Annotated in this window: 11 protein-coding genes and 3 pseudogenes; 5 read left to right on the top strand and 9 right to left on the bottom strand. The window is 66.3% G+C overall.

All coding sequences use genetic code 11. The features are described from left to right. The first annotated feature begins 107 nt into the window (after positions 1–107). The 3 genes and pseudogenes from CN538_RS10385 (at position 108) to CN538_RS10375 (ending at position 3,451) form a co-directional block, all read left to right on the top strand. The gene (locus CN538_RS10385; protein WP_035471252.1) at positions 108–326 is read left to right on the top strand and encodes a DUF1656 domain-containing protein; all 219 of its coding nucleotides are present in this window, start codon (positions 108–110) and stop codon (positions 324–326) included. Further along, complete coding sequence (locus CN538_RS10380) at positions 326–1,387, top strand: efflux RND transporter periplasmic adaptor subunit (protein WP_207233460.1); 1,062 nt, start codon at positions 326–328, stop codon at positions 1,385–1,387. Before CN538_RS10385 ends, CN538_RS10380 begins: the two co-directional genes overlap by 1 nt. 4 nt (positions 1,388–1,391) lie before the next feature. Beyond that, positions 1,392–3,451 (top strand): annotated as a pseudogene (locus tag CN538_RS10375) (FUSC family protein). A 21-nt stretch (positions 3,452–3,472) separates the two neighbouring features. On the opposite strand, the pseudogene CN538_RS24385 reads toward CN538_RS10375, so the two are convergent. From CN538_RS24385 to CN538_RS10340, 9 genes and pseudogenes are all read right to left on the bottom strand, one after another. Then, a pseudogene (locus tag CN538_RS24385) lies at positions 3,473–4,085 on the bottom strand (proline racemase family protein). Between the two features lie 46 nt (positions 4,086–4,131). After that, positions 4,132–4,503 (bottom strand): proline racemase family protein, encoded by a 372-nt coding sequence (locus CN538_RS24380; protein WP_277985009.1) that lies wholly within the window; start codon positions 4,501–4,503, stop codon positions 4,132–4,134. 25 nt (positions 4,504–4,528) lie between these two features. After that, on the bottom strand, positions 4,529–5,152 hold the full coding sequence (locus CN538_RS10365; RefSeq protein ID WP_422917495.1) for an ABC transporter ATP-binding protein: 624 nt from the start codon (positions 5,150–5,152) through the stop codon (positions 4,529–4,531). A 157-nt stretch (positions 5,153–5,309) separates the two neighbouring features. Next, positions 5,310–6,086, bottom strand: coding sequence for an ABC transporter ATP-binding protein (locus CN538_RS10360; RefSeq protein WP_106419371.1), 777 nt, complete (start codon positions 6,084–6,086; stop codon positions 5,310–5,312). 10 nt (positions 6,087–6,096) lie between these two features. Next, positions 6,097–7,068 (bottom strand): branched-chain amino acid ABC transporter permease, encoded by a 972-nt coding sequence (locus CN538_RS10355; RefSeq protein ID WP_106419370.1) that lies wholly within the window; start codon positions 7,066–7,068, stop codon positions 6,097–6,099. Then, on the bottom strand, positions 6,960–7,544 hold the full coding sequence (locus tag CN538_RS24375; protein ID WP_207233459.1) for a branched-chain amino acid ABC transporter permease: 585 nt from the start codon (positions 7,542–7,544) through the stop codon (positions 6,960–6,962). Before CN538_RS24375 ends, CN538_RS10355 begins: the two co-directional genes overlap by 109 nt. Beyond that, positions 7,517–8,002: a branched-chain amino acid ABC transporter permease gene (locus tag CN538_RS24370; RefSeq protein WP_207233458.1), complete on the bottom strand. Its 486-nt coding sequence runs from the start codon at positions 8,000–8,002 to the stop codon at positions 7,517–7,519. The genes CN538_RS24375 and CN538_RS24370 overlap by 28 nt, the downstream gene beginning before the upstream one ends. A 101-nt stretch (positions 8,003–8,103) precedes the next feature. After that, positions 8,104–9,231: a branched-chain amino acid ABC transporter substrate-binding protein gene (locus CN538_RS10345; protein ID WP_106419369.1), complete on the bottom strand. Its 1,128-nt coding sequence runs from the start codon at positions 9,229–9,231 to the stop codon at positions 8,104–8,106. 422 nt (positions 9,232–9,653) lie between these two features. Then, complete coding sequence (locus tag CN538_RS10340; RefSeq protein ID WP_242494977.1) at positions 9,654–10,946, bottom strand: hypothetical protein; 1,293 nt, start codon at positions 10,944–10,946, stop codon at positions 9,654–9,656. Between the two features lie 378 nt (positions 10,947–11,324). Here CN538_RS10340 and CN538_RS10335 point away from each other — a divergent pair, with 378 nt between their 5' ends. Continuing rightward, complete coding sequence (locus CN538_RS10335; protein WP_422917494.1) at positions 11,325–13,343, top strand: PQQ-binding-like beta-propeller repeat protein; 2,019 nt, start codon at positions 11,325–11,327, stop codon at positions 13,341–13,343. 42 nt (positions 13,344–13,385) lie between these two features. Next, positions 13,386–13,891: pseudogene (locus CN538_RS26720) on the top strand (outer membrane protein assembly factor BamB family protein). Positions 13,892–14,037: the final 146 nt, after the last annotated feature.

Here is a 14,037-nt window from a genome sequence, read left to right as displayed (position 1 = left end):
AATCGAGGCAGCCGGTCACGCCAGCGAGTGGAACGTGATGCAGCTGTCGGCGAATTATTAAGCATGCTAACATTATCGCCGCTTCGACGGCTGCGCCAAGGGATGCCATGGGTCTTCAGGAAATTGCGCTAGGTGGCATCTATCTCAGCCCCTTACTGATCTACGCCATACTCGGCCTCGTCGCGACCCTGGTCACACGCACGCTGCTGCACTGGCTGGTGGGGCACCGGGCGCTGTGGTACGAAGCCTGGTTCGACGTCTCCCTGTTCGTGATCTTCACCGCCGCGATCACCTTTCTGTTTACCGTCCTGCTCGAGAGCTCTTGATGCGCAACTCGCTACGTATCCTCTTGACCCTCATCATCGTCGCCATCGCCGTCGCCGCCGGCGTATGGCTGTGGAACTACTACCTCTTCACACCCTGGACCCGGGACGCCCGCGTGCGCGCCGAGGTGATCACCATCGCCCCGGACGTCTCCGGCTGGGTGCGCTCGCTCAACGTCAGCGACACCGGCTACGTCTCCCAGGGCGAGACCCTGTTCGAGATCGACCCCTCGCGCTATCAGGCCGCACTCGACAAGGCCGAGGCCAGCGTCGCCAACAATCAGGCCACGCTCGACCTGAAGCGCGCCGAGGAGCGCCGCCGCAACCAGCTCAGCAATCGCTCGATCAGCGCCGAGGATCGCCAGATCGCGCAGATCAACACGCGCATCGCCCAGGCCAATCTGGCGCAGGCCCAGGCCACCCTCGACAGCGCCAAGCTCGATCTGCAGCGCACTAAGGTGGTGGCGCCGGTGAGCGGCCACGTGCTCAACCTGCAACTGGCAGCGGGCAACTACGTCACCCGTGGCACGCCGGTGATGGCGCTGGTGCAGGCGCGCTCCTACTACGTGATGGGGTACTTCGAGGAGACCAAGCTGTCGTCGATCGCCGTCGGCGACCCGGCGGACATCATCCTGATGAACGGCGACACCCATCTGCATGGCCATGTCGCCGGCATCGGGCGCGGCATCGCCGACAGCAACACCAGCCTCAACAACCAGTTGCTGCCGCAGGTGCAGCCCACCTTCAACTGGGTGCGCCTGGCCCAGCGCATTCCGGTGCTGGTGACCTTCGACGAGATGCCCGACCACACCCTGCTGAGCGCCGGCATGACCGCGACGATTCGCATCCAGCACGACGCCGACGCCAAGCGCACCGACGCCAAGCCTGCACCGGCCCAGCCTGCCAGTACTGCGGCCCCGGCCGGCAGCAACGTGGACCGACGCCCCACGCCGCAGTCGCAGTCGCAGTCGCAGTCGCAGTCGCAGTCGCAGTCGCAGTCGCAGTCGCAGTCGCAGCTACCCGACGCGATCCCCACCGAGCGCGCCACTGACGACGTGCCCTGACCTCATGCCGACGCTGCTCAAGCACTACCTGATGCCGGACGCCGCGGCGGTCAAGTTCGCGATCAAGACCACCGTGGCGATGATGATCGCACTCTACCTGGCGCTCTGGTTCAACCTCGACCGCCCCTACTGGGCACTGATCTCGGCGGCATTTCTGCAGATCCGGCCGATGAGCGGCATGGTGATCGAAAAGGGCATCTGTCAGATCGGCGGCACCCTGATCGGCGCCCTGGTCGGAATCGCGATCATGGCGCTGTTCGCCCAGGCGCGGATACCGGCGCTGATCGCGCTGACGCTGTGGATCATGCTGTGTACCTATGTCGCCTCGCTGTGGCGCAACAACTACACCTACGGCTGCATCATGGGCGCGGTCACCGCGATGCTGATCGTGGTGATCTCCAGCGGCAGCTCGCCCGGTGGCATGTTCGATATCGCCGTCGCGCGACTCTCGGAGCTGGGCCTGGGCGCGGTGTGCGCCACGCTGGTGAGTTCGCTGCTGTGGCCCTCACGAGTCGGCGAACACCTGGCTACCCAGGCCGACAGCGTGATCAACCAGGCCTTCGAGCACGCCGCTTTGCGCCTGTCGGCGAGTGACGACATTCCCGCCATGCAGCAAGCCCTGCGCGGCAGCCTGGGGCCGCTCACCATGCTCGAGACCGACAGCCAGGCGGCGCGCTTCGAAGGCCCCGAGGGCCCCGGGCGCATGCGCGCCACCCACGTGCTGACACGCCGCACGCTGCGCCTCATGGCCACGCTGCACGCGCTGCACCAACTGCTGCACGACCATGCCGACAAGCTCGACCCGGGCAGCGTCGAGATCGCACGCCAGGTCGCCGACGGCTTCCGTGAAGCGGAGCACGTCAAGGGCGTCCCTCAGGCACGTCAGGAGCTGCGCGCGCTGCGCCGGCTGGTCCACGAGAGCAACGAATCCGATCTGGCGCCGCTCGACCGTCGCGTGCGTCTGGGCATCCGCGAAGCGATCGGCCACGCCATGGTGATGCTGGACGCGCGCGAAGCGATCGCCGACCCGGGCCGTCATCGCCTGCGCTCGGCCCCCCTGGCATGGCACCGCGACCACCTGGCAGCGGGCATCAACGCCCTGCGCGCCGGGCTGGTGTTCACCTGCCTGGCCACCTTCTGGATTCTCACTGCGTGGAACAGCGCGCTGGTGGCGCTGCTGCTGGGCACGCTGTTTTCAGCGTTCTTCGCCAGCCGCGACAACCCGGTGATGATCACCATGATGTTCTACAAGGGCATGCTCGCGGCGATTCCCAGCGCCTTTCTGTTCGGTCACGTGCTGCTGTCTCAGGCCCACGGTTTTCCCATGCTGGCCATGCTCTTCGGTACGCCGCTATTCCTCGGGCTGATGGGCGCGACCAACCCCAAGATCATGGGGTACTGCCTGGCCTTCACCATCTTCAATATCCTGCTGACCATGCCCGGCACAACATGGACTTCTCCTTCGACAGCTTCGCCAACCGCGCCGTGGCGGTGATCATCGGCCTGAGCTGCGTGGTGATGGGGTTCCGCCTGCTGCCGGGGCTGGGCACACGGCTGCGCCGCCGGCGCCTGATCCACGCCATCTCCCAGGATATTCACCAACTGCGGCGGCGCTCGATCCGCGATGCCGAGACCCGCTTCAGCGGCCACATGGCGGATCGCATGCTGCAACTGGCGCAGCACGACGACATGCTGCCGGAGGATCAGCGCCATCTGTTCATCCTGGGCCTCACCGGCCTGGATATCGGCAGCGCCACCCTGCGCCTGCGCGACCGCCTCGACGAGGCACCACATCCGCTGATCCGGCGCGCCCATCGTCAACTGCTGAGGGCCCTGGCCAGCGGCTTCGAGGAGGCCGCCAACGGCCGCCCGCCCCAGGGCGTGCACGCCGCCGGCCAGCGCCTGGATGCGATGATCGCCGAGCACGGCGATGTCCCGGCAGATCGCCGCGTACTGCTGGAGGGGCTGATCGAACGCCTGGAACTGGCGCTGGAGCGCCTGGCCAAGATCATGGCCGAGCGCCCGCACATCAAACCGTCGACGGCCGCCGTGGCCAGCAATTGAGACGCTGCGCCGCGCGCTGGCTCAGGCCAGGCGCTGCGGCCAGGTATCGGCGATGCGATAGCCGGACGGCCACGGATCGTGCGGGTCGAGGATGTGCTGATGGGTGCCGGTGATGAAGGCGCGACCGCGGATCGAGGGCACGATCGCCGGACGCCCGCCAAGGTCGGTGGTCGCCTCGATTCGGCAGTGAAAGCGCGAGCCCAGGATCGACTCGCCGATGAAGGCCTCCCCGACCGCCAGCCGGCCCTGAGCATGCAGCAGCGCCATGCGTGCCGAACAGCCGGTACCGGTGGGCGAGCGGTCGGCTTGCCGGCTGGATCGCCACCGTGTTGCGCCCTACCCAGGCACCCTGCTCGCGCACCAGCGGCGCTGCGATCTGGCAGAACGAAACGTGGCGCCAATGCGGATTGTCCGGGTGCTCGAAGCCGACCTGCTCGTTGACCGCCCGGGTGATGCGCATGCCCACCTCGACCAGCTCGCGGGCCTCGTCCGGTGTCACCTGGAAGCCCAGATCCTCGGCATCGACGATCACGAAGCTATCGCCGCCGAAGGCGGTATCCACCCTCAGGCTACCCAGCCCGGCGACCTCCAGCGTCAGATCGCGATGGGCGACGAAAGATGGCAGATTGCGCACCTCGACCTCTCCACCCGCCCCTGGGCGCAGCGCGCACTCACCTCGATCAGACCGCCCGGCGCCTCGAGCACCAGCGGGTGCAGGGCTCCTGCATCGGCAGGATGCCGGTCTCCAGCAGCACCGTGGCGACACACAGGCTGTTGGAGCCTGACATCGGCGGCGTGTCTTCCGGCTCCATGATGATGAAGCCCATCTGTGCCCGCGGGTCCTTGGCCGGCACCAGCAGATTGACGTGGCGGAACACCCCGCCGCGGGGCTCGTTGAGCATGAAGTCGCGCAGCGTGGCGTCGGCGGCGATCCAGCGCGACTGCGCCCATAGGGACTCCCCTGGGGGCGGCGCCACGCCGCCGACGATGACATCGCCCACCTCGCCCTCGGCGTGGCAACTGACGCTGTGGATCACGCGCGTGCTGTGCATCGTGTTGCCTCCTTCATCCGCCAGCTCAGTCGCCCAGGCCGAGATAAGCCTTGACCACCGCGGCGTCCTCGCGCATCGCCGCGGCGTCGCCCTGCATGCGGATCTCGCCGTTCTCGATCACGTAGGCGTAGTGCGCCAGACGCAGCGCCAGACGTGCGTTCTGCTCGACCAGCAGGATGGTGGTGCCGGCCTCGTTGAGGCGCTTGATGATGCGCATGATCTCGGTCACCAGCTTGGGCGCCAGCCCCATCGACGGCTCGTCGAGCAGCATCACGCTGGGGCCGTGCATCAGCGCCCGCCCCATCGCCAGCATCTGCTGCTGCCCCCCCGAGAGCAGCGAGCCATCCTGATGCCGCCGTTCATGGAGGATCGGGAAGAGCGCATACACCTCCTCCAGCCGCTGCCGGCGCAGCGCATTGTCCTTGAGGGTGAAGGCGCCCAGCTCGAGATTCTCCTTCACCGTCAGCCCGCGCAGCACGCGCCGGCCTTCGGGCACGTGCACCACGCCGCGTCGGGCGATCTGATGCGCCGGCAGCCTGGCGATCGACTCGCCCTCGAGGCAGACATCGCCCTGGCGCGCCCGCACCAGCCCGGAGATGGTCTTCAGCGTGGTCGACTTGCCCGCGCCGTTACTGCCCAGCAGGGTCACGATCTCGCCCTGGCGAACCTCCAGCGAGACGCCGCGCAGCGCCTGATCTGACCATAGAACGCATCCACCCCCTGTAGACTCAGACGCACGTCGCCCTGGCGTTCCGCGGACGCCCGCGGGCCCGCCGCCACGTCGTCGTCTCTCGTCGCCGTCTGTGTCATAGCGCCAACTCCTCGTCGTCCTGACCCAGGTAGGCCTCGATCACTCTAGGGTCGTTGGCCACCGCCTGCGGCGTGCCTTCGGTGATCAAGCTGCCATGGTCGAGCACACTGATGTGTTCGGAGACGCTCATCACCAGGCTCATGTCATGCTCGATCAGCAGTACCGCGATGCCGCGTTCGTCACGAATGCGCCGGATCAGCTCGACCAACGCCTCCTTCTCGCTGCCATTGAGCCCCGCCGCCGGTTCGTCGAGCAGCAAAAGCTTGGGCTCGGTGGCCAGCGCCCGGGCGATCTCCACCCGCCGCTGGTGGCCATAGGCGAGGTTGGTCGCCAGCCGCTCCTGGCTGTCGGCGAGGCCGACGAAGTCGAGACACTCGAGACTGGTCGCGCGGATCCGCCGCTCTTCGGCGCGCTGGCTGGGCAGCCGCAGCACCGCCGCCAGCGCGCCGGCGCGGGAGCGGCAGTGCTGACCGGCCATCACGTTCTCGAGCACCGACATCTCGCGGAACAGGCGCACGTTCTGGAAGGTGCGCGCGATGCCCAGGCGGGTCACGCTGTGCGGCTTGCGCTTGACCAGCCGCTCGCCGTCGAAGGTGATCTCGCCACGCTGCGGCCGATAGAAGCCAGTGATGACATTGAACAGGGAGGTCTTGCCGGCGCCGTTGGGGCCGATCAGGCTCTGGATGCGCCCCGCGGCGACCCCGAAGGCGACCTCGTCGAGCACGCTGTTGCCGGCGAAACTCAGCGAGACCTGGTTGAGTTGCAGTAGCATCGGCATCTCCTCAGGAGCGTTTCTCGGGCCAGATACCGCTGGGCCGGAACAGCATGATCAGCAGCAGCAGCACGGCGAAGATCAACAGCCGCAGGGTGTCGAACTCGCGCAGCAGCTCCGGCCCCAGCACCACGATGAAGGCGCCCAGGATCACCCCGGGGATCTTGCCCATGCCGCCCAACACCACCGCCATCAGGATCAGCACCGACTGCTGGAAGCTGAAGCTCTCCGGTGAGATCGCGCCCAGATTGACCGAGAAGAAGATGCCGCCGACGGCACCGAAGATCGCGCCGATCACATAGGCCGCCAGCTTGACCGCGACGCGGTTGATACCCATCGCCTCGGCGGCGTCCTCGTCGTGGCGCACGTAGAGCCAGGCGCGCCCCAGGCGCGAGTCGAACAGCCGCTGGCTGGCGATGTAGGCGAGCACCGCCAGCACCGCGAAGACATAGTAGAAATCGATCGAGCTATCGATGTACCAACCGAACAGCGACGGCTCAGGGATATGCGACAGCCCGCTGGCGCCCCCGGTGATCTCCAGATTGCGCGCGGTGAAGCGCACGATCTCGCCGAAGCCCAGGGTGACGATGGCCAGGTAGTCGCTGCGCAGGCGCAGCGTCGGCCCGCCGATGATCACCCCTGCCAGCGCCGCCGCCAGTAGCGCGAACGGGATCGCGGCCCAGAAGTTGAAGCCGAACTGCTGGGTCAGGATGCCGATGGTATAGGCACCCACGGCAAAGAAGGCGGCATAGCCGAGATCGAGCAGCCCGGCGTAACCCACCACCACGTTGAGCCCCAGACACAGCACCACGTAGAGCAGTGCGTTGGTCAGGATCACGGTGACGTACTGGCTCGACAGCCACGGCGTGACGATCAGGATGGCGAGCAGCACCAGGTGCAGCGCGCGCCGCCGCCCCGGGGAGTCGAAGGCGGCATACAGGCGCTGGGCCGGATTGCCGCGGGGGCGCTCTTGCGGCGCCACGGGGTCGGATTGGCCATGTCACATCCTCTCCACTTCGGATTGCCGAGCAGCCCCGTGGGCTTGAACACCAGCACCAGAATCAGGATCGCGAAGGTTGAAGACATCCTTCCATTCGCTGCCGATGAACGGATATGGGTGCCGAACGACTCCAGCAGCCCCAGGATCAGACCGCCGAGCATGGCCCCGGTGATACTGCCGATGCCGCCGATCACCGCCGCGGTGAACGCCTTCAGCCCGATCAGGAAGCCCATGAAGTACCAGATGCTGCCGTAGTAGGCGCCGGCCATGGTGCCGGCGGCGGCGGCCAGCCCCGAGCCGATGAAGAAAGTGATCGCGATCACCGCCGAGACGTTGATGCCGAGCATGCGGCACATGTCCTTATCGATCGCCACCGCGCGCATGGCGCGGCCATAGAGCGTCTTCGACACGAACAGTTCCAGCGCGATCATCAGCACCGCCGCTGTGGCCACCAGCACGATCTGGTTATACGAGATGAACAGATTGCCGAGGCTGAGCCCGCCGAAGCCGAGGTCGGTGCGAAAGGCGGTGTGTACTGGCCGCCGGTCAGCGACAGCGCGGCGTTCTGCAGCACCAGCGACACCGCCAGCGCAGTGATCAGAATCGACAGCCTGGGTGCCGCCAGCATCGGGTGGTAGGCGATGCGCTCGATCACCACCCCGAGGCAGCCCACCGCCAGCATCGCCAGCAGCATCGCCACGAAGATGCCCAGCCAGCCGGCGCCGAGCACCCCGGAGACCAGTGACAGACCGCCGAAGCCGGCGAAGGCCCCGGTCATGTAGAGATCGCCATGGGCGAAATTGAGCAGCTTGATGACCCCGAACACCATGGTGTAGCCGAGTGCCACCAGCGCGTAGAAAGAGCCCAGCACCAGCCCGTCGGCGAGCTGCTGGAGCAGAGAGTCGTACCAGGTCATGGGCATGCGTCCCTGGGCAGCGAGGGGAAGAGGCCGTCACGGCGCCGCCCGCCGCGCAATGTCTGCGCAAGTGGCGGGCGGGCCCTACGGCCGGCCGTGGATCAGGGCTGGTAGCGGGTCCACTTGCCGCCCTGCCCCTCGAGCACCACGAAGTTACTGCGTGCCAGGGTGTGCTGCGGGGTGAAGCTGATCGGGCCGGCCAGCCACTCCTTGCCGTCTGCGCTGCCCAGCGCTTTGATGATGGCATCGGCGTCGGTGGAGCCGGCCTTTTCGATGGCCCAGGCCATCAGCTGCATGCCGTCATAGGCCAGCGGCGCGTAGGGACCGGGGGCGGTATCGAACTTGGCCTGATAGTCACTGATGAACTGCTTGGCGGCCGGCAGGAAATCGGCGGTGGGGTTGGAGAAGGCGTAGACGCCCTCGGCGGCCTGACCGGCGATATCGAACAGCTTGGGCGAATTGGAGCCGTCGCCCACCGCGATGGTGCCCTGGAAGCCGCGCTGGCGCAGCTGCCGGATCAGCAGACCGCCATCGGCGTAGTAGGCGGTCCAGAACACTGCCTGGGCGCCGGAGCCGCGGATCTTGTTGACCAGCGCCGAGAAGTCCTGCTCGCCCTTGTTGACGTACTCGAAAGCCGACACCTCATGGCCGGCCGCCCTCCAGGCGTCGCGGGTCAGGTTGGCCAGATCCTGCGAGTAGGCGTCGCCCTGATTGACGATCGCCAGCTTGTCGATGCCCTTGCCGGCGAAGAAGTCGACCGCGGTCTTGGCCTGGTCGGCCCCGGTCGAATTGATCATGAAGGCGTTGCCGGGGTTGGCGGGGATCAGCTGGGTCGAGTTGGCGGCGACGATCACGAACGGAATATTGGCGTCACCATAGATCTTCAGCGTTGGCTGGGTGGCACCAGAGCAGTAGCCGCCGACCACACCGACCACCTCCTGGGAGGCCAGGCGGCTGGCCGCGTTGACCGACTGCTGCGGGTCACAGGCGGTATCGCCGCTGACCAGGGTGATCTGGCGTCCGCCGAGCAGGCCGCCCTTGGCATTGATCTCGTCAGCGGCCAGGCCGATGGCATTGAGCATGTCCTTGCCGTAGGTCGCTTCGGAGCCGGTGGTGGGCGCCTGGACCCCGATGGTGATCGGTCCGTCCTGGGCTAGTGCCGGGCCGCTCGCCGCCAGATGGAGGGCCGCCGTGGAGGCGATGAGCTTGAGGATCGTTCTCAGGTTCATGATTGCCACTACTCCCTTCGCTTTGCGCTTTATGGTTGTTGGTACGACGCTGATCAGGAGACCGCCTGCGTTGAGCGGCGCGCGGCGGGACGGACAAGACGTGCCACCCCTTCGCCACCCCATCCTGACACGGCGTGTTACGCACTGATAGCACACCTTTTGTATAAAATATACGTTCAAGATGCACGAGGGCTTACATAGAGAAATAGAAAAATCGCTGCCAGTGAATCAGGAGAAACAGTTCCTTCTTTGCCATGACGACAGAAAAATCCTCGAATACCCCGCCAGCACCACAGAAAAAGAACCGAAGATCATCCGCCGCACGCTGCCCCTGCCCTCGACAATCCCCAGCGCCAGAGACGCGAATGCCCCGCCGAGCGGACTCGACGGGGCATCGGTAGCGCGGCTACGCCTTGGCTGATTCAGTAGGTCAGGCCGAAGTGGCTCTGCACGCTGGTGTGCCAGCCATCGTCCACCGGCGAGCCGAAGTAGTTCAGCCCGTTCTTGTTGGTGACGATATCGAACCAGGCGTAGTAGCGCCCAGCGGTGACCTTCACCCCCAGGTCGTTGAGCATGGGGTCATCCATGTCACCGAAGCCACCATTGACCGCCGAGTAGTCACCTGACGCTGCGATATAGCTGAAGTCGTTGTAGAAGTAGAGGTTCTCCACCACGCCCCAGTCGACGTCCATGCTGTAAGCGAGGCTCGCCGAGTACATCTGCCCCTCCGCCGGGATCAGATAGTTGAAACCGAAGGCCCCGATCTGCAGCGCATTGTCCGAGATATTTGAGACCGTCTCGTCGGGGTTCTTGGCGTTGTACTGGTAGCTGGTCGCCTGCAACAGCGTGGTCCAGTTGCCGTAGTTGCCGTTCATGCCCAGCGCCACGGCCCAGTTGTCGCCGCTCTCGTGGGTGTTGTGGTTGTAGAGCTGACCGCCCTTGGCCGAGAGGTTGACCTCGGTGGTGTAGTCCGAGCCCTTGCCGAAGGTGTAAGCGACGCGTGCGGCCAGCTGATTCTCTTCGCTGTTGCCCTGGGCGCTGTCGCCGATCGCGTTGGCGCCATAGTGCTCATTGCCATCGCCGAGCTGATCGCTCTTGAAGAACGCCAGCGACGTATCCCAGGCGCCCTGGCTGTGGTCCCACTTGATGCCGGCGTTCTGGTTGTCGTTGAAACCCGCCAGATACGGCAGGTTGCCATACCAGCCGAGATAGCCGTAATCCATGTTGCCGAACGGGGTCTGCACCAGGCCGAGCTTGACCGTATCGGCATCGCTGAAGGCGTATCCCGCCCAGGCGTGATGCAGGAAACGATAGCCATCGTAGAAGCGGTACTGGAAGGAGTAGGAGAGCGGCCCCTCGCCACCATCCATGCCGAGGATGAACTTGCCGAAGTCCATGTCACCGACAGTGTCCTTGCTCGACTCGCTCCAGTCGTTGAAGGTGTAGCCCAGCTCGATCGCACCGCTGAATTGCGGCGTACCGACGTTGTCCAGCAGCGAGCTGTTCTTCTCCGCCAGCTGGCGCGTCTGGGTATTCTCACGCTGCTGGCTCGCCTTCTGCGCGGCGAGTTCGCGCTTGAGCTCCTGTACCTGCTGCTGGAGTGCATCGAGGCGCTGCTGGATGGTGTCGCTATCCTGCGAGCTCTGCGCGAATACCAGAGGCGCGCAGGCCATCAGGCCTACGCCGAGGCCGATCGTCTTGTAGATCTTGGTCACGTTGTCATTCCCTTGTCGTTGTCTATGCGGCCTCTGCCGGGCCGCCGAGAAACCACGTCTTGCGCGCTGGATGGAAGTAGACGCAAGCGCGCGCTGATACCGCGTCCCTATACAAAGTAGGCGGTTTCGACGTTTTACCGTAACAAATCCGTTACGCCCCCGACACACTTGGCCTCGGCACCCACGAGCGCACGCCGCGAGCAGCGGCATTCGTCATCCCGCTCCGGGCTGACTACGCTTGTCTCAGACGGGCCGGCGCGCCATAGAAAGCGGGCCGCCCCATTCAGAGCCGCCGCCGCGCAACGATCGACGGATGGCGGACAGTCAGCGCACTCATTCAACGCGTTCCTTCAAGGCGCTTTTTCAAGGGAGAAAACAGTGGCCAAATCCACCTCGTCTCGCGGTGCGAGCAGGTTGTTCGCCTGCATCGTGGGTCTCATCGTCGCGCTCGCCGGACTCACCCTGGGCGGCGGCGGACTCTATCTGGCGCTGCTCGGAGGCTCCTGGTACTACCTGATCGCGGGTGTGGGGATGCTGCTCGCCGGCGTTCAACTATGGCGCGGCCGGCTCTCGGGCGCCTGGCTCTACGCCCTAGTCTTCATCGGCTCTTTCCTGTGGGCCGCCTGGGAGTCGGGGCTCGACTACTGGCGCTGGATTCCGCGCTTCGACCTGGTCCTGATCCTGGCGATTCTGGTCGCCCTGGTCGCGCCCGCGCTACGCGGCGGCCCGCGCCCGCGGGTCGGCTTCGCGCTGGCCGGCGTGCTCTGCCTGGGGCTGATCGTCGCCGGCGCGCTGGCGTTCCTGCCCGGGCGCGGCTATCAACATTTGGCGACGGTCCCGGCAATCGCTGATGGCTCGCTGGCCACCGATGTCGGCAACGCCCAGCCGGCGGACGTACCCGCCCCGGGCGACTGGACCGCCTACGGGCGCGATTCGGCGGCGACCCGCTACTCGCCGCTGGAGCAGATCACCCCGGACAACGTCGGCCAGCTCCAGGTCGCTTGGCAGTACCGCACAGGCGACCTGCTGGATCACCGCTGGGGCGCCGAGACCACCCCGCTCAAGGTGGGCGATGACGTCTTCCTGTGCACCTCGCGCAATATCCTGATCTCCCTCGATGCCGCCACCGGTGAAGAGAACTGGCGCTACGATCCGGTGGTCTCCGAGGATGCCATTCCCTATACCGCCGCCTGCCGCGGCGTGACCTACTACGAGGTACCGGCGGATCGCCTGCCCGCGGCGGACAAGGCCAGCGCAGACGCTCAGAAAGCGGCCGGCGGCGCCCAGGCAGGTGACGCCACGCGCGATGAGAATCAGGACCAGGGCGATCAGGGCGGCGGCGATCAGCATAGCGAAAACGCAGTGGCCGCCAGCGACGCCATCGCCTGCCGGACCCGGATCATCTCCGGCACCCTGGACGGACGCATCATCGAAGTCGACGCCGCCACCGGCAAGCCGTGCACCGATTTCGGCGACAACGGTCAAGTCGATATCAAGCGCAACATGGGCGAGACCCCGCCGGGCTATGTCTCGATCAACTCCGCCCCGGTAGTGGTGCGCGATGTCATCGTCACCGGCCACCAGGTGCTCGACGGCCAGCGCCGCTATCCGCCCTCCGGCGTGATCAAAGGCTTCGATGCCATGACCGGCGAACTGCAGTGGGCCTGGGACGCCGGCCGCCCCGACCGCAGCGAACCGCTGAGCGGCGACGAAACCTACGTGCGCGGCTCGCCCAACATGTGGACCACCGCCGCCGGCGACAGCAAGCTGGGGCTGGTCTACCTGCCCATGGCCAACAGCGCCGCCGACTACTGGAGCAGCTCGCGCACCCCGGAAGAGAACGAATGGGCCAGCTCGATGGTTGCACTCGACGTCGAGACCGGCCTGCCCAAGTGGCACTTCCAGACCGCGCACAAGGACGTGTGGGACTACGACCCCGGCTCGCAGCCGACGCTGATCGACTTCCCCACCGACAACGGCGAGGTGCCGGCGCTGATCATGCCCACCAAGCAGGGTGAGATCTACGTGTTCAACCGCGAGACCGGTGAACTGCTCGGCGGCGGCGCCGAGGAGCGCCCGGTGCCCCAGGGCGGCGCCGAGCCGGAGCAGCGCAGCAAGACCCAACCATTCTCGCTTTACGCCACCCTGCGCCAGCCCGACATCACCGAGAAGGACATGTGGGGCATGTCGCCGTTCGACCAGCTCTTCTGCCGTATCCAGTACCACCAGGCCAGTTGGGAAGGCATGTACACGCCGCCCACCGCCGAGCAGCCGTGGGTCGAGTACACCGTTACAACGGCGGCTCCGACTGGGCAGCGTGGCGGTCGACCCACAGCGCGGGGTGATCATCGCCAACTACAACGACATGCCCAACTACAACGAGTTGGTACCGCGTGATGTCGCCAACGAGCTGGGCTGGGTCCCGCGTGAGGAGCTGAAATCCGACCGCGGCGGCGCCGAAGGCGCGGAGACCCGCAGGCCAACACGCCCTACGCGATCAACGTCAACGCCGGCTGGCGGGTGCCCTACACCGGGCTGCTGTGCAAGCAGCCGCCCTACGGGCACATTCGCGCCATCGAACTCGCCAGTGGCAAGACGCTCTGGGACCGCCCGCTGGGTACCGCCCGCGCCAACGGCCCTTGGGGCATCCGCTCGGGCCTGCCGATCGATATCGGTACGCCCAACAACGGCGGTTCGGTGGTCCCGCCGGCGGCCTGATCTTCATCGCCGCGGCGACCGACGATCTGATCCGCGCGATCGACATCGAGAGTGGCGAGACCGTGTGGCAGGCCCCGCTGCCCGCCGGCGGCCAAGCCAACCCGATGGTCTACGAAGCCGACGGCCGCCAGTATCTGGTGATCGTCGCCACCGGCCACCACTTCATGCAGACCCCCACCGGCGACTACGTGATCGCCTACGCCCTGCCCAAGCAGCGCGATACTTGAGCGACTGACGGCAACCGCACAGACGCCCCGCCCCTGGCGGGGCGTCTGTTTATCGCCTCACCCACTACCGCTTCGCTCGCAGGCCCTTTCGTTCAGCCCCCGCCACCTCCGTAAGCGTGCGTCAGCCGCCGCTCGACAGCCACCCC

This window comes from Salinicola tamaricis, from assembly GCF_003006155.1.
Lineage (GTDB): Bacteria > Pseudomonadota > Gammaproteobacteria > Pseudomonadales > Halomonadaceae > Salinicola > Salinicola tamaricis.
The sequence above is the reverse complement of the archived record's forward strand: the minus strand, read 5'-3'. Positions and strand labels throughout refer to the sequence as shown.

What these genes read in the sequence shown, in the direction of transcription:
- CN538_RS24370 (WP_207233458.1), bottom strand. Translation starts at nt 8,002, where the DNA reads ATGACCTGGTACGACTCTCTGCTCCAGCAGCTCGCCGACGGGCTGGTG.
- CN538_RS10360 (WP_106419371.1), bottom strand. Translation starts at nt 6,086, where the DNA reads ATGCTACTGCAACTCAACCAGGTCTCGCTGAGTTTCGCCGGCAACAGC.
- CN538_RS24380 (WP_277985009.1), bottom strand. Translation starts at nt 4,503, where the DNA reads ATGCACAGCACGCGCGTGATCCACAGCGTCAGTTGCCACGCCGAGGGC.
- CN538_RS10385 (WP_035471252.1), top strand. Translation starts at nt 108, where the DNA reads ATGGGTCTTCAGGAAATTGCGCTAGGTGGCATCTATCTCAGCCCCTTA.
- CN538_RS10380 (WP_207233460.1), top strand. Translation starts at nt 326, where the DNA reads ATGCGCAACTCGCTACGTATCCTCTTGACCCTCATCATCGTCGCCATC.
- CN538_RS10345 (WP_106419369.1), bottom strand. Translation starts at nt 9,231, where the DNA reads ATGAACCTGAGAACGATCCTCAAGCTCATCGCCTCCACGGCGGCCCTC.